The sequence below is a fragment of the Chromobacterium sp. HL1 genome, assembly GCF_057418835.1.
This window is the reverse complement of the sequence record NZ_CP162399.1, coordinates 1,991,688-2,007,914: the sequence shown is the minus strand read 5'-3', so window position 1 is coordinate 2,007,914 and position 16,227 is coordinate 1,991,688. Positions and strand designations below refer to the sequence as shown.

At 66.6% G+C, this 16,227-nt stretch carries 9 protein-coding genes and 1 riboswitch; all 9 genes read right to left on the bottom strand.

The window, feature by feature from the left end:
* Nucleotides 1-29: 29 nt before the first annotated feature.
* Nucleotides 30-174: riboswitch (yybP-ykoY riboswitch) on the bottom strand.
* 110 nt (nucleotides 175-284) lie between these two features.
* Nucleotides 285-2,450 carry a penicillin acylase family protein gene (locus AB1Z25_RS09085; protein ID WP_486637072.1) on the bottom strand — a complete coding sequence of 722 codons (2,166 nt, stop codon included), beginning with the start codon at nucleotides 2,448-2,450 and terminating at the stop codon, nucleotides 285-287.
* Nucleotides 2,451-2,852: 402 nt separating this feature from the next.
* Nucleotides 2,853-3,962, bottom strand: a complete 1,110-nt coding sequence (locus tag AB1Z25_RS09080; RefSeq protein ID WP_107799353.1) for an ABC transporter permease — start codon at nucleotides 3,960-3,962, stop codon at nucleotides 2,853-2,855.
* Nucleotides 3,955-4,902, bottom strand: coding sequence for an ABC transporter ATP-binding protein (locus AB1Z25_RS09075; protein ID WP_107799354.1), 948 nt, complete (start codon nucleotides 4,900-4,902; stop codon nucleotides 3,955-3,957). Before AB1Z25_RS09075 ends, AB1Z25_RS09080 begins: the two co-directional genes overlap by 8 nt.
* Nucleotides 4,903-4,996: 94 nt before the next feature.
* A complete protein-coding gene (locus AB1Z25_RS09070; protein ID WP_486637071.1) occupies nucleotides 4,997-5,776 on the bottom strand; it encodes an amidohydrolase in 780 nt (259 codons plus the stop codon).
* Nucleotides 5,758-6,390 carry a hypothetical protein gene (locus AB1Z25_RS09065; RefSeq protein WP_107799356.1) on the bottom strand — a complete coding sequence of 211 codons (633 nt, stop codon included), beginning with the start codon at nucleotides 6,388-6,390 and terminating at the stop codon, nucleotides 5,758-5,760. Before AB1Z25_RS09065 ends, AB1Z25_RS09070 begins: the two co-directional genes overlap by 19 nt.
* A 211-nt stretch (nucleotides 6,391-6,601) precedes the next feature.
* Complete coding sequence (locus tag AB1Z25_RS09060) at nucleotides 6,602-7,858, bottom strand: SDR family oxidoreductase (protein WP_107799357.1); 1,257 nt, start codon at nucleotides 7,856-7,858, stop codon at nucleotides 6,602-6,604.
* 156 nt (nucleotides 7,859-8,014) lie between these two features.
* Entirely contained in the window at nucleotides 8,015-8,779 is a 765-nt protein-coding gene (locus tag AB1Z25_RS09055) for an SDR family NAD(P)-dependent oxidoreductase (protein WP_227108043.1), read from the bottom strand.
* Nucleotides 8,776-11,868, bottom strand: a complete 3,093-nt coding sequence (locus tag AB1Z25_RS09050) for a PfaD family polyunsaturated fatty acid/polyketide biosynthesis protein (RefSeq protein WP_486637070.1) — start codon at nucleotides 11,866-11,868, stop codon at nucleotides 8,776-8,778. Before AB1Z25_RS09050 ends, AB1Z25_RS09055 begins: the two co-directional genes overlap by 4 nt.
* On the bottom strand, nucleotides 11,869-16,215 hold the full coding sequence (locus AB1Z25_RS09045; RefSeq protein WP_486637069.1) for a hotdog fold thioesterase: 4,347 nt from the start codon (nucleotides 16,213-16,215) through the stop codon (nucleotides 11,869-11,871). It lies immediately after the preceding gene.
* Nucleotides 16,216-16,227: the final 12 nt, after the last annotated feature.

Sequence of the window (16,227 nt, the reverse complement as noted above, 5' to 3'; positions counted from 1 at the left end):
GGACAATGGCGCAACGACGCGGCTTGCCCGGCGGCAAACGCATCGTGGCCAAAGGTCTCGCTTGGCGGCGCCGGCAATGCCGGCCGCTGACCGCGCCATGAGGAAAGCTCCTCAAGTTTGTTGACGCGGCCTCTTCGGCGGGGCCGAAGATGGCTACTCCCCAATGACAACGGCGCCATTGTGCCAGCCTGGGCGCAATGGCGCAAACCTAGGCGCCCGTCATGCGACGCCCACTGCGGATGAAGGCGAAGGGCCGCGACGTCGCCGCCGCGGCCGCCTCGGCGCTAGCGGCGGAACCACTCGCGCTTGGCCAGCGCCGCCTCCACCTGCTCGCGATTGAGCAAGGCGTCGCGCATGGCGTTCCGCGCCGCCAGCTCCATCTGGTCGCCGTAGTAAGGCGATTGCGGCTGGCTGCTGTTGCCGTAGGTGTTGATCACCTTGGCGCGCAGCGGCCGGCCGAACTCCACCAGGGCGGTGAAGGTGTCGCCGAAGATGGCGCGCTGGCGGCCGTCGCTGTCGCCGATATAACTGAAGGTGCGGAAAGCCCCCAAACCCTCGGCGCCGCCGCTGGCCGGCTGGTCCAAGCGCGCCGCGCCGCCGGCGGGGCCGCGCCGCAGCCGGTAGACTTCGCCGAAGGCGATGTCCAGCGGCACGCCGGCCTGTTGCAAGCCCTGGGCGGCCGCGCCCAGCTTGCTGAGCGCGAAGCCGGCGTCGCGCAGGCCGGCGGGCGTGTCGTAGGGCTGCGCCGGATCCGCTTCCCGGCGGTAGCGCAAGGCCTCTTCGCCGCCGGAGGCCGCCACCCAGGCGGCGAACAGCACCGCGCCCTTGCTGGCGGCGTCGCTGCGCCGGTCCCATTGGGCCAGCACTTGCGCCGCGGCGATCAGGCCGGCGTCGCCGGAGGCGCGCGCATAGCCGATCAAATCGTCCAGCACCCGGTCCGCCAGCAGCAGCCGGGTGTCGTGCTTGGCGCTGAGCAGCGTGTCCAGGGTGAAGGCCGAAGTCTGTTCGATCAGCTCGATGCCGCGCTGTTCGCGCAGCAGCGGCGACGCCCGCGGCGACAGATAGCCGGCGTAGGCGGCCGGGTCCAGCGCAGGCTTGCTCATATACCAGGGCACGCTATTGGAGTTCTGCACCCAGCCGCTGGACGGATTGGCCACCTGCGGCAATTCGTCCAGGCGCAGCGCCTGACGCCAGATCAGATCGCTGCGGCTGCCGTCCACCGGCTGCGCCCAGAAGGCGGCGTCGCCGCCGGCGCGGCGCGGGGTCAGGCCGCCGAAAGCCGCCCAGATATTGCGTTGGGCGTCGGCGTAGATGATGTTGTGGTAGGGATTGCGCAGCCGCGCCACGACGCTGCGGAAGGCCTTGAAGTCGGGCGCTTGCGCCATGTCCCACCATTGCTCCAGCACGCCGGGGGTCTGCAGCTGGTCGACGCCGACGATGCGCAGCGCGTAGCTCTGGCCGTCCTTGTCGAACACCGGGCCCTGCTCGGCGCGGCGCAGCGTCAGCTGCTCGGCTTGCAGGCTGCCGTCCGGCTGACGGATATACAGGGTTTCGCGCTTGGTCTCAAAGTCGCGCGCCACGCCGTCCAGCAGGTATTGCCGGCCGCTGAGCTTGAGTTGGTACAGGTCGCAGCCGTCCTGGGTGTTGACGGTGTGCACCCAGCCCAGCCGCTGGTTGAAGCCGATGCGCATCACCGGCAGGCCCACCAGGGTGGCGCCGTAGATATCGTATTCCGGGCTCTTGAATTGGGCTTCGAACCAGGTGTGGCTGCCGCCCCACAGCAAATGCGGGTTGGCCAGCAGCATGGCGTTGCCGGAACGGCTCTTGGCCGGCCCCAGCGCCCAGCCGTTGGAGCCGCCGATCAGATTGATGGGGGTGGCCACCGCGTCCGGGTAGATCAGCGAGCAATTGGCCGCGCCGGTGGCGGTGGAGCCGCTCAGATAGCCGAAGAAGATGCGCAGGGTGTGGGCCAGCACGTCCTCGCTGCGCACCGGCAGCACCGCGCGCGCCGCCGGGCTCAGACCGCCGCTGGCGGCGGCCTGGTCGTTGACGCCGGCGACGAAGGCGTCCAGGTAGGCGCGCATGCGCGGGCTTTGCTGTTGCAGCCATTGTTTGGAGCGCTCCGGGAAGCCCATCGCGCGCACCAGGCGGTCCACTTCCGCCATATTGCTGGGGAAGGGCTCGCCGGCCTCGAACACCGCGCCGTAGTATTCCGCGCCGCGGCCGCGGCCCTGGGCGTACAGCCGCAGCAGCAGCTCCGGATGCGCCTGCATCTGGGCGCGGCCGAAGGCGTAGGCCAGGCTGTCGGCGCGCGCGGCGTAGATGTGCGGCACGCCGCTGCGGTCCCACAGCACTTGGCTGCCGCGCGGCTTGCCGTCTTCGTCCAGTTCGCAGGCCGTCAGCAAGGACAGCATGGCGATGCCCAATAGGGCGAGGATCAAGCGTTTCACTACCTTTCCTCCTTTTTGACAACTTAACAATGAGCTGTCGGCCAGCATGCTCAACAGCGATGCTCGGTTCTTCACACTCTTGAAACGACGGAACTGGCCAGCAAGAAAGGAAGCACGTATCCAACGCGCCCAAAGTCCCTTCAAGTCTGCCGCCGGGTGGCAGGCCCGAGGTTTTAGCTAGGCAGAAACTTCGCTTCGCACGTTTTAAGCGGCTGCCTGTTCGAGCAGCGCGACGTTAGCGCGCCATCACTGAGCGAATCCTTGATTCGCTCAGTGATAGGGGAATTTGGCCGAGTTGTTCCCCTTCCTGCCTTATTCCCTCGCGACGCTACGCTTGCCTCGCTCGGTCAGGACCGCCCCGGCAATCAAAACCATCATCCGCGCAGCGGATGCCTCATGCCCCTAATACCAGCGAAACACCCGCGCGCCGCTGACGAAGCCGGCAATGCCGATCAGCGTGAGCACCACCGCCGAACGCGCGATTTCCAGCACTCCGGCGCCCTCGACGAAGATCATGCGCATGCCGTCCGCCAGGATGGTCAGCGGCAGCACCTCGATCACCGCCACCATCCACTCCGGGAAGTGCTTGTAGCTAAAAAAGATGCCGGAAAAGATCACCAGGAACAGGATGGTCATTTCCAGCAGGCCGTTGGCGGTCTGCGCCTTGGTGGCGCGCGAGGCGGCCAGGATGGCGATGCCGGCGAAGCAGACGTTGCCGGCCAGCAGCAGCACGATGAAGGGCAGCGCCCCGCCCTGGGCGTGCACGTCGAAATAACTGCTGGCGAACAAATACAGCACCAGGGTTTCCAGCAGGCTGAACACCAGGCAGGCCAGCACGTGGGCCAGCAGGAAGTCGGTTTTGCGCATCGGGGTGATGCGCATCTGCCGGGTGACGCGGGTGGCGCGTTTTTCGATCAGCGACCAGCCGACGGCGATCAGGCAGGTTTCCATCACCGCCATCGCCACCAGGCCGGGCACCAGGAAGTCGATGTAGCGCAGGCCGGGGCTGTCCAGCACCGACATATTCTTGTCCACCGCCTGGCTCAGCGCGTCCGGGTCGTCGCCGAGGAAGAAGTAGGTCAGCAGCGCCTCGTTGTTCTGCGGGTCCAGATAGTAGATGCGCTTGCCGCTGTCGGCGCTGGGCTCCATGAACACCTGCACGTCGCCGCGCTTGAGGCCGCGCAACACCGATTCGCGGTCCGGGTAGTACTGGAAGCGGTATTTCATCCGTATCAGGTGGTCGCGCTTGATCTCGTCGGCGTTGATGACGCTGGACAGCGGCTGGTTGCGGGCCTCCACCTTGCTGATCCAGGCCTTGACCGCGGCCTGCTCCTGCAAGCTGGGCGGCAGCACCACGCCTATGGTGCGCTCCTTGATTTCGCCGCCGGAGAAGGACACGCCCAGCAGCCACACCAGCAGCAGCGGGAAGCCGAAGGACCAGAACAGGATTTGAGGTTCGCGCAGGTATTGACGGAATTGAGTGACGATCAGATTGAGCAAGGCGTTATTCATGGAAACCTCGGCCGGCCAGTGACAGGAATAAATCGTCCAGCGTTTTTTTGCGCACGATGATTTCGTCGATGTCGATTTGTTGTTCGCGGATGAACTCGGACAGGCGGAACAGGAAGGCCGAGCCGTTGCGCACCAGCAGCCTCGCCTTGGCGGACGCCTGGTCGTAGCTGTAGCTGATGATGTTGTCCTTGTGCTTGGGCTCGGCGCCGCCGGCGCCGCTCTTGACCCGGTATTCGACCACTTCGCCCGGTTCGTGCGCGGCCAGCAGCTCGTCCAGCGTGCCCTGGGTCAGGATGCGGCCCTGGTGCATGATGCAGATGCGGTCGCACAGGTATTCGGCTTCTTCCATGTAGTGGGTGGTCAGCAACATGGTGGAGCCCAGCTCCTTATTGAGCTTGCGCAGGATGTCCCAGGTGCCGCGCCGCACCTGCGGGTCCAGGCCGGTGGTGGGCTCGTCCAGGATCAGGATTTCCGGCTGGTTGAGGATGGAAATGGCCAGGGCCAGCCGCTGGCGCTGACCGCCGGACAGCCCTTCCACCATCACCTTGCGCTTGGGGGTCAGTTCCACCAGCTCCAATACCTCGTCGGCGCGGCTGCGCGGCCGGCGGTAGAAACTGGCGAACAGGTTGACGGTTTCGTCCACCCGCAGCTTGTTGATGAACAGCGATTCCTGCAGCACCCCGGCCAGGCGGTGGCGCAGATAGCTTTCGTCCTTCTGCCAGCTGCGCCCCAGGATGCGGATGGAGCCGGCCTCCGGCTGTTTCAGTCCCTCCAGCATTTCCACCAGCGTGGTCTTGCCGGCGCCGTTGGGCCCCAGCAGGGCGACGAATTCGCCGCGATAGATGTCCAGCGACACGTCGTTGACCGCGGTGTAGTCGTTGAAGCGCTTGGTCACCGACTGGAATTCGATGACTTTTTCTCTTGTTGTGGCTTGGTGCATTTCACTTTCCATAGAAGCCGAAGGAGAACCGAAGCAGCGGAAAACCCTGCGCAGCCGCAGGGCTTATCCGCCTCTTTTCATTGCCGCCGCGCGGTCAAACGAGTTGATAACGGTCCGCATCCTTCAGGAAAGGGAACTGGGCGCGCACATCGTCCAGCTGCGCGCGCGACAGCCTGGCCTGATACACGCTTTCCAGTTGGCGGCCGTGGTACAGGGTGTCGCCCAGCGGATCGATCAGCATGGAGTCGCCGCTGTAGCGGATGTCGTTGCCGTCCATGCCCACCCGGTTGACGCCGATGACGAAGGCCTGGTTTTCGATCGCCCGCGCAGGCAGCAGCGTTTGCCAGTGCTTGGCGCGGCGCTCCGGCCAGCTGGCGATGTAGAGCGCCAGGTCGTACTGGCTGTTGTTGTTGCGCGACCAGACCGGGAAGCGCAGGTCGTAGCAGACGAAGGCGGCCACCGACCAGCCGTCCACCTTGACGATCAGCGGCGCGTCGCCGGCGGTGTAGTGCTCGTGCTCGCCGGCGAAGCTGAACAGATGCTTCTTGTCGTAGCTGAACAGGCTGCCGTCGGCCTTGGCCCACAGCAGGCGGTTGTAGTAGCGGTCCTGCTCTTCTATGGCCACGCTGCCCACCAGGTCGGCGCGCTTGGCGCGCGCGGTGTCGCGCAGCCATTGCACCGCCTTGCCGTCCATGGTTTCGGCGATCTTCTCCGGCCGCATGCTGAAGCCGGTGGTGAACATTTCCGGCAGCACGATCAACCGGCTGTCGTTCACCGCGCTCAGGTGGCGCTCCATCCGCTGCAGGTTCTGGTCCACCGATTCCCAGGCGATGTCGCTTTGCACCAGGGTGACGGCTAAGTCTTGATTTGGCATGGTTTGCTTTCCCAATGGGTCAATATCACTTCGTTGTGGTCGCCGCGCTCGCGGCTGCTCTGGCGCACCAGCACTTCGCCGCCGTCGTCGGACAGATACCAGCCGGTGCCGCTGATCTTGCGCCGCTTTGATTGATAGGCCACCACCCTCGCCTGCCGCGGCTGGCCCAGCAGGTCCAGGGTTTCGTCCGGCAGCCGCTGGTAGCGGACCTCGTCGATATCGAAGTGCTCCAGATCCAGCACCCGCAAGGTGGCCTCGGCCTGGCCGCCGACGAGAAAGCGCTCGGCGGCGTCTTCGCTGCTGGCGTCGAAATCCCCCAGCTTGAAGCGGCGCACCTCCAGCTGGCCGTCGTGCAGACGCAGGGTCAGCACGCCCTGACGCAGCCGGCCCTTGATCACGGTCTTGTCGCCGTCCTCGTCGGAGACGCCGGCGTAGCGGCACAGGCCGTCCGCGCCGAAATCCATGCTCTCGTCCGATTGCAGCGAGTAGTCGAACCACAGCCCGCTGCAGCGCAGGTCCATCCGGTTGCTGACTTGCAGCACCGGCATGTCGTCCAGCCAGCCGCGGCGGCGTTCGGTCCGCAGCCGGCCTATTGGTTCGCCGTTGCTCAGCACCTGGTAGTCCAGCAGCAGTTCCGCGACCGGTGGGGACCTCGAAAAACCTGCTGCGCCGTCCGATAGCTGCGTTGCTCCGTGCTCGCTCCCTCGCTGTACTCCTTGTACTATCTCGGTCGCTGCGCGCGGTGCGTCTTGCTCTCGAACCGCTCGCGACGGTTTTTCGAGCGCCCCCGGCGCTTCGATCAGCGCTTCCTCGTCGGCCAGCATCTCAGCGCACCGCCGCCGCGTCGCTCAGGTCGGCGTCGTACAAGCTCTCCATATAGCCGCCGGCCATGCTGGTGTGACGCTTGATTTCCGCCAGCGGGGTCTGCTCCGCCGGGGCGTTCAGGAAGCCCACCTTGCAGGCGTAGTCCAGATAGCGGCCGAACAAGGCCTGGTCCGAGTCCGGGCAGCGGATGTCGGTGTTGGCCAGCAGCTCCTGGATCTCGCTGGTGTCGTACTTGGCGTGCTCCTTGCAATCGCTGCCGTCGTAGAAGATGGCCATCAGATCGGTGAAGGTGGAGCGGTAGCCGGTGCCGCCGCGGTGCATGCGGCCTTCCTGCAGCGCTTCGAAGTAGTCCTTGGACGATACGTCGCGCAGGGTGTAGCCGTAGCCGCGCAGGCGGGCGACGATGCCGTCGTAGTTGATCGGACGCGGATTGGTCAGGTTGTAGGTGCGACGATTGCTGGACTGCAGATTCATCGCCGCGAACAGCGTGGCCTGGGCCACGTAGTCCACCGGGGAGATGTCGAAGGCTTCGTCCGAGGCGAAGGTCAGGCCGGTTTCCACCAGCGATTTGAGCATTTCGTAGTAGATGCCCTTGACCTTGGTCTGCTTCAGCGGGTAGCAGCCGGTCCGGCTGTCGCCCCAGATATTGCCCGGACGCACGATGACCCAATCCAGGCCGCGCTCGCCGGCCTCGTGCACCATGCGCTCGGCGGTGAATTTGGAGCGTTCGTAGTCCATGTTGACGAAGCCCTGGCCCACGTCCAGATCGGTTTCGCGCAGCACGAAGTCCGGCTGGTACAGCTTGTCGCCCACCATGCTGAAGCTGGAGGTGAACACCAGCGGGGCCTTGCCGGCCAGGCACAGCTCGATCAGGTTGGCGGTGCCGCCCACATTGACCGGGGCGATCTTGTTGTAGGAGGCCACCAGGCTGACGTTGGCGGCGCAATGCAGCACCAGGTCCGCCAGATGAGCCAGGTCGCGGTAGGCGCTGGCGTCCAGGCCCAGCATGGGCTGGCTGATGTCGCCCAGCACCGGGATGATGCGCCAGGCTTCGGTGGCCAGTTTGCGGCCCTCGTCGTAGCAATACAGCACGTCTTCGATGCGGGCGCGCGCGGCGTCCTTGTTCTCGGCCCGCACCACGCAATACACGTTGGCGTCGGTGGTGGCCAGTATTTCCTGCAGCAAACGGCCGCCCAGCACGCCGGTGGGGCCGGTCAGCACGATGTTCTTGACGCTGGTCTTGGCTCGGTAATCCATGACTTCACCTCTGAATTTGGTTTGGTTCCAGTCGGGGGCCGGCGCGGCCGGCCCCCTGTCACGCTATGCGGCAGAACCTGATCCAAGTCTCGCGAGCTAGAGCGAAACCGGTTTCAACGCCGTATCGCCGAAGCGCAGCAGGCCTTGGACAGATTCTTACAAGGTGCCTACCCGCATGCCTCCATCCAGCGGAATGACGGTGGCGTTCAGATAGTTGGTCTTGCAGGTGGCCAGGAAGGTGACCACCTCGGCGATGTCCTCCGGCAGCCCCCAGCGCCCCACCGGCACGATGGACTTGACGATGGCATCGTCGGACTGCTCCACCATCTGACGGTCGACGAACTGGCCCAGCATCTTGGTCTTGCAGATGCCCGGCGCAATCGCGGTGACGCTGATGTTCAGCGGCCCCAGCTCCCGCGCCCAGGACTCAGACGCCTTGATCAGGCCGGCCTTGGACGCCGCGTACGCCGACCCGCCGGCCGCGCCCCAGATGCCGGCCACGGAGGCGATGTTGATGATGCGGCCGTACTTCAGCCGCGCCATGTGGCGGGAGAACACCGCGGTGGCGTTGAAGGCGCCGTTGAGGTTGACGTCGAACACCCGTCTCGCCAGTTCCCCGCTTTTTTCCGCCATGCAGTAGCCGCGGCCGATGACGCCGGCGTTGTTGACCAGCACCGTGATGTTGGCGCCCATGCGCTCGACGATGGCGGCGCTGGCGGCGTCCACGCTGTCGGGGTCGGTCACGTCCATCACGAAGCCGCGCAGGCTGTCCGGGCAATCCAGCTCCCGGCCCAGCTGCTCCAGCGCGGCGGCGTCCACATCGGTGGCCGCCACCGCATAGCCCACTTCCAGCAGCGACTTGACGATGGCGCTGCCGAAGCCGCCGGCCGCGCCGGTGACGACGGCGACTTGCCGGGTCACGCCACCTCTCCTTCCTTGAAGGCGATGTCGATCACTTTGCGGGCGTTGGCCATGGCGTCGAAGATGCGTTCTTCGAAGAAGCGCACGTCGTCCTGATTCATCAGCAGGTTGGAGTAGATCCGCGACAGCGGCGAGAACTGGATGCCGTAGCGCTTGGAGATCTCGCGGATGATGATGTCGCAGAACTTGACCTTGTCGCTGTAGCCCTCGGAGCGGTCCACCATGGTGTCCTGCGAGTGGTAGACCAGCGCGGTGGGCATGCCCTGCACCACCAGCGGCAGATCGTTGGCGTGAGCGGCCTTGATGAAGGTGTCGGAGATCTGCTCGGTGAAGCGGCCCATGCGCTCGTAGCAGCCCGGGTCCTGTTCGATCAGTTCGAAGGTGCTCTTGATCGCGGCCAGGCCCAGCGGGTAGCCGTTGAAGGTGCCGGCGTGGATCACCTTGCCGCGGGTGTAGAGGTCCATGATGTCGCGACGGCCGGCGATGGCGGAGATCGGCATCGAGCCGCCGCCCAGCGCCTTGCCGAAGGTGGACAGGTGCGGGGTGACGCCGAGGATGCCCTGGGCGCCGGACAGGCCCAGACGCACGCCGGTGATGATCTCGTCGAAGATCAGCACGATGTTGTACTTCTCGCAGATTTCCTTGGCGCGCTCCAGATAGCCTTCGCGCGGGAAGATGCCGCCGCCGTTGACGCAGATCGGCTCCATCAGCACCGCGGCGATTTCATTGTGGTAGCGCTCGATGGTGGCTTCCAGCACCTGGATGTCGTTCCACGGCAGCATGAAGGACTGGTCTTCCAGCGCGCCGTCGGCGCGGCCCAGGGTGTCCAGCAGGTCGCCCTTGAAGGTTTCCGGCACCGGGAAGCTCAGGTCCTGGCGCTTGCGGCCGCCCATGATGTTGTCGGCGTTGCCGTGGTAGTGGCCGTGGAAGCGGATGAAGCGCTGCTTGCCGGTGAAGCCGCGCGCCAGGCGCAGCGCGTTCTGCACCGCCTCAGTGCCGCTCAGGCAGAAGCGGATCATCTCGGCGCAAGGGATGTGCTTGACCATCAGTTCGCAGACTTCGACTTCCAGGTCGCAAGTGTCCACCGAGGTCACTTTCTGCATGTAGCGGATCAGCGCTTCGTTGTAAGCCTCGTTGTGGTGGCCGACGAAGAGCGCGCCGAATTTGCAGAACAGGTCCAGGTGTTCATTGCCGTCCAGATCCCAGACCCGGGAGTTGCGGCCGCGATTGAACGGCACCACCAGCGGCCGTTCCGGGTCGCCGAAGTTGTAATGAGTGCCGCCCGGCAGCAGCTCCCAGCATTGCTTGTAAAAATCCTTGGACTTGATCAGCGACAGCTTGGTATTGCCTTCCATATTCCTGCTCTCCTCTTGCTTGCCCTGTGATGCTACGGTTGGTGCTACGGTTGATGACGGGATGTCATTCAATTCGGGTTCGGGTCCGATGTCGTCTTCGTCCAGCGCCGTCATGCGGGCGCTGAGCGGGCGGTAACGCTCCAGCCGCTGCGGCGTCAGGACGCCCAGCTGGCGCAAGGCCGCCACGCGGCTCAGGTAGGCGGCGCCGGCCATCAGCTCCACCGCGATGTCGGCCACCTTGCGCTTGGCCACCGGCGCCAGCTCGCTGCCTTGCAGCCACTCGTTGGCCGCGCCCATCGCCGCGCCGCACCAGATCTGGTAATCGACCGCGCGCTCGGCCGCGCCGGAGATCGCCCAGCGCGAGGACTGGCCCAGATACCACTGGAACAGCAGCGCCATCTTTTTCTTGGGGTTGGCGTTGGCGGCGTCTATCAGCGCCTGGTTGCCGCGGCCGGCGAAGAAGGCCTCGGTGTCGGCCCATACCTGGGCCAGCGGCTGACGGAACACCTGCTGTTCCAGGCTGGCCACTTCGGCGGCCGGGATCTGTTCCAGGCCGGGGTACTGCTTGTACAGGCCGTGCAGCTTCTGCGCGCGCACCGCGTACATGCTGCCGCCCTTGAGCACCTGCACCTTGGCGCCCAGTTCGAACATATCGGCGGACGGCGCCATCGCCATGTCCGCGATCTTGGCCTTGCCCAGCAATTGCTTGACCGGGTCCGAGGTGCCGGCTTCGACGCAGGCCTGATTGATGGAGCCGGTGACCACGTAGGCGGCGCCCAGCGAGAACGCCGCCAGCGTGGCGTGCGGGCTGCCGATGCCGCCGGCGGCGCCGACGCGCACGGTGAAGGGATAGCCCTGGCCGGCGCAGATTTCGTCGCGCAGCTCCGCGATGGAGCGGAAGATGCAGCTGAGCAGGCCGTTGTCGGTGTGGCCGCCGGAATCCGCTTCCACGGTGATGTCGTCGGCCATCGGCACTTTCTTGGCCAGCTCCGCCTGGCGCTCGCTGATCAGGCCGTCGGCCAGCAGCTTGCGCACGATCTTCTCCGGCGCCGGGCTGAGGAAATGCTGCGCCACTTCGCGGCGCGACACCTTGGCGATCACGCGGTTGCGGCGGATCACCGCGCCCTTGTCGCCGGCTTCCAGGCCCTTGACCCGGTAGTAGACGATGGCGGCGGACAGATTGACGTAGGCCGAGGCCTCCACCACCTTGACGTCCTGTTCGATGAACAGCTTGACGCAGTTCATCTCCCAGTCCGGCTGGCTGGGGTTGTGCAGCAGGTTGATCGCGTACGGGCCGTTGGGCAGCGCCTGCTTGATGCGGCGGATGGCGCTGCCGATGCGCTCCAGCGTCAGGCCGCCGGCGCCGAAGGCGCTGAGGATGCGGCGCGAGCCCAGCGCGATCACCATGTCCTCGGAGTTGATGCCGCCGGCCATGGCGCCCGCGTAATAGGCGAAGCGCACGCCGTAGTCACGCAGGAAGGACGGATCGCCGAAATATTCCGGCAACATCGCCGGCACCATGCCCAGGCAATCCACCTGGCCGTTGCCGGCCAGGCCGCCGGCCGGCTCCAGCAGCACCGCGTCCTGCTGGCGCAGCACGTGCAGCGGCCGCGCCAGGTCCAGCAACTGGGCCTGAGCCTGTTCCGGCGTCTGCTGGAACTTGCCGGCATGGCCCTGCCATTTGTACACCGGGGCCGCAAAGCGCGGCGCCACGCAAAGCTTGTCTTGGTTCATTCATGCCTCTATCGCTGTCAGCGCCGGCGCCGAAGCGTCCGCCGCTGCCGGCGCTCGGCTGAAGCCGGCGCCTAGGTTGTCGCACATACCGATGACGTTGCCGCGGTAGATGATCTCCGCGAGGAAGACCAGCGCCATCCGCTCCAGCTGGCCGTCGGCCTGGTAGTCGCAGTGGATGGATTTGCAGGTGAGCCGGTAACGCAGGGTGTCGGCCTCGCACTTCACTTCGCCGCGGAACTTGGCGCTGTAGCTGTGCGGGCTGAGCGCGTGCGGCACCATGCCCGGCAGCGAGTACAGCCCCAGGTAGCACAGGTAGAACTTGACCAGTTGCTCGCAGCCTTCCACCAGGAAGGTGCCGGGCATCACCGGGTCGTTCTTGAAGTGGGCGCGGAACACCCAGTGGCTGGGGTCGATGTCGCGTTCGGCCACCGCCTCGCCCAGGCCGAAGGCGCCGCCGGAGGCGGAGATGGACACCACCCGGTCCAGCATCTTGGCCGCCGGCGCGTACAAGCGCGGCGCGCGCGACGCAGCGTAGGCGGCGTCGCCGAAGCAGGCGACGAAATCGCCGCGCTGCAAGGCCTCGATATGGCTGTTGTCGAAGGACGCGCGCCCGCAGCGCAGCGGCGGCTGGAACGGCTCGGCCGGCTGGCCGGCCTTCAGATAGGGCGCGGTGTTGACCCCCTTGGATTTTTCGATGTCCTTGGGCAGGAAGAAGCCGGAATTGGCCTCCAGCTTGAAGCTCAGCCTATCGCCGACGTAGCACAGATACTCGTAGGCGATCAGCACGTTCTTGCCCACCTTGAGGAAGGACTTGATGTTGACCCGTCCGCGCAGCACTTCGCCGGCCTTGGGCAAGGGACCGTAGACCGTGGTCTGGCTGTCCACCGCCCGGTAGCGCAGCTGGCCCTTGAACAGCTGGTCGCAGCCGATATAGGTGAAGGCGACGATCATCGCGTGCGAGGCTTCCAGCGACACGAAGGCCGGCACCAGGCCGTCGGACACGTACCAGGCGTCGGGGTGCAGATCGTATTCCCACTCGATGAAGCACGGCTCCAGCTTGCCCGGCTGCGCCGACAGCGCGGTGATGCGCGAGGCGAACATATACGGCGGCGACGGCATGCGGGTGCGGATCGGGTAGCTGTCGGCCTCGGCGTAATCCGGGCCCAAGACCTTGGCGATGGAGCCGTCGGTCAGCTCCACCAGCTGCGCTTCGTCGAACAGCGGACGCGGGCGCGGCGGCACCGGCGCCGCGGCCTTGGGCTTGGCCGCGCGGCGCTGGCCGGCCGGCGCGCCGGCGCCCAGCAGTTGCGCGATGCGCTGGTAGAAACGCTGCTCGGCCTGCAGATAGCTGAGCTGGGTCTGCGCCTGACGGCTGTGCTGCCTTTGCAAGACCGGCGCTTCGCTGTCGGCCGGCGCCGCGGCGGCCGGCTGCGGCTGCGCCGGTTCCGCCACCGGCTGCGGACGCCGCCAGGGCTTGACGTCGCCGAACAGCGCGCGGTTGGCCTCGTTGACGATCATCTCGGCGATGGTGTGCTCGCGGCCGGTGTGCACGGTGGCGACCAGGGCCGGACCGCCCGCCTGCGGCGGCGTCGGCGTTCTGGCTTCCAGACGATTGGCCTCGCCGGGCTCTTGCAGAATCATATGGGCGTAGCCGCGGTCCAGGCCCAGGCTGTTGACCGCCGCCAGCCGCAGACCGCCGGCCGGCGCCGGCCAGGCCGCGCCGGTTTCTCCGGCGCGGAACACGGCGCGCAGCGCGGCCTCCGGATAGGCGGCCAGCGCCGCCGCGCCGGGCAGCTGCCGGCGATGCAGGCAGAGCGCGGCCTTGATCACGCTGACGATGCCCTGGGCCGAGGCCAGCTGGCCGTAGTTGGCGGCCACCGAGCCGGCGGCGACGCCGCTGTCGCGGTAAACCCGGGACAGGCCGTCGACTTCCACCTGGTTGTCGCTGGCCAGCGCGCCGCCGCTCAGCTCCAGATAGCCCACCGACGCCGGATCCGCGCCGGCCTGGCGCAAGGCCGCCGCCGCCGAGCGCGCCACCGCGTCCGCCGCCGGTTGAAACTCGGTGCTATCGCCGCAGGCGTGGCCGATGGCCAGGCCGCGCATCACCGCGTAGACGCGGTCCTTGGCTTCCAAGGCCGCCTGCTCGCGCTTGAGCACCACCACGCCGCCGCCCTCGCCCACCGGCGCGTCGACATGGCCGGCGCCGCGGCGCGGCGCCCACAAGACGTTTTCCAGACCGCCGGCGAAGCTGCCGCCGGCGACGATGACCGCGTCCACCAATTGCTCGGACAACATGAACTGCGCCAGTTCTATCGCCTTGAAGGCGGCGTTTTCATGCGCGCACAGCGAGAAGGCCGGGCCGTCCAGCTTCAGATGGGCGGCGATGCGGCTGGCCACCACATTGCCGATGCCGCCGGTGATGCCTTCCGGATACGGTTCCGGGAACAGGCTGTCCTTGACGATGGTTTCCAGCGCCGCGGTCTGCGCCTCGCTCAGCGAGATGCCGCTGTGCGCCAGGCTGTCGCGCACCTGCCAGGCCATCTCGTTGCGCGCCTGATAGCGCGAGCAGCTGTAGTCGACGTCGCCGGCGACGATGACGGCGATATTGCGCTTGTGGCCGTCCAGCTGGTAGCCGGCGTCGTAGAAGGCGCGCTCGGCGATGGGCATCAGGAACAAATGCGACAGCAGATGGCTGCCCACCACCTTGGGCGGCAGCTTGAAGCGCTTGCAGTCGAAGTCGAACTGCTCGATATAGGCGCCGGCCGGCGCCTGGCGGTAGCCGCGCGCGCCCAGCACGTCGGCGCGCCCCTCCAGGCCCAGCCAGCGGGTGCGCGGCAGCGGGCGGAAGTGGCGGCGGCCCTCGGCCACCGTCCGCAACAGGGCGTCCGGGGTTTCAGTGTCCGCCAGCGCCACGCCCACGCCCACGATGGCCAGGCTTTGTTGTTCGGCCGGCAGTTGCGGCCAGGCGGTCACCGGCGCGTCGGCGCGGTGTTCGCGCAGCACCATGTGGCCGTTGACGCCGCCGAAGCCGAAGGCGTTGATGCCGGCGCGCTTGGCCTGGCCGCGCTGCGGCCACGGCGTGGTGTCGCGCACCACGTGGCGGATGTCCAGCTGGCCGCCCGGGGTGCTGACCATGTCTTCCACGTTCAGCGTCGGCGGGATCACGCCGCTGCGCATCGCCAGCAGCACCTTGAGGATGCTGGCCATGCCGGAGGCGGTCAGCATATGGCCGATATTGCCCTTGTTGGCGCCGATCAGCGGCCGCTGCGCCTGGTCGGCGAAGAAGGTCTCCACCGAGCCCAGCTCCACCTGATCGCCCACCGGGGTGCCGGTGGCGTGGCATTCCAGATAATCGATGTTCTTGTCCACGCCGTCGTAGGCGCGTTTCAGCGACAGCAGCTGGCCGTTGAGGTCGGGCACCAGGATGTGCTTGGCGCCGCCGTCGTTGGACAGGCCGATGGATTCGATCACGCCGTAGATGCGGTCCTTGTCGCGCACCGCGTCGGCGTAGCGCTTGAGCGCGATCACGCTGGCGCCCTCGCCGGCCTTCAGACCCTGGGAGTTCCGGTCGAACGGCACCGACTGGCCGTCGGCCGGGAAGGCCTGCAACACGTTGAAGCCGTGGTCGATGTAGATGTGGTCGGCGTGGCAGACCGCGCCGGCCAGCATCAGGTCGGCCTTGCCGCTTTGCAGGTAGTAGCTGGCCACGCGGATGGCGTACAGCGCGGAGGCGCAAGCCGCGTCCAGCGCGAAGCTGGGGCCGGCCAGACCCAGCGCCTGGGCCGCCAGCGTGGCGTTGTGGCTGCCGGTCATCAGATTGAGATCGGACAAGCCTTCCGCCTGCCAGGGCTGGCGGAAATGGAAATCGTCGCGTTGCAGCAGTTCCTGGACGTAGGGTTCCAGGATGCCTTGGTAGAAACCGTTGAGCAGCTTCTTGCCGGCGTGCGTGGGCATGCCGATATTGCCGATGATCAGGCCGCAGCGCTCCAGCGCCTCGGCGCTGTGGCCCACACCCTGACTGGAGCCCTGGCCGGCGTCGATCAAAGCCTGTTCCGCCGCGTACAGCGTCCATTGGAACAGCGGGTCCAGCGCCTCCAGCTGCGCGGCCGGCAGGCGGTAGCGGCCGGCGTCCAGCTTGAAGCCGCGCACATGGCCGTTCTTGTTGTAGGCGATCTTGTCCGCGGTGCCCGGCACCGGGTGGCGATACAACGCCGGGTCCACGCCCAGCTCTTCCCGGCTCAATTCCGAGGTGCAATCCCGCCGCTCCAGCAGGTTGCGCCAGTACTGTTCTGGCGTTTCGGCGCCTGGAAACAGGCAGCCTAATCCGATAATGGCGATTTCTTCCATAGTGCATTCATG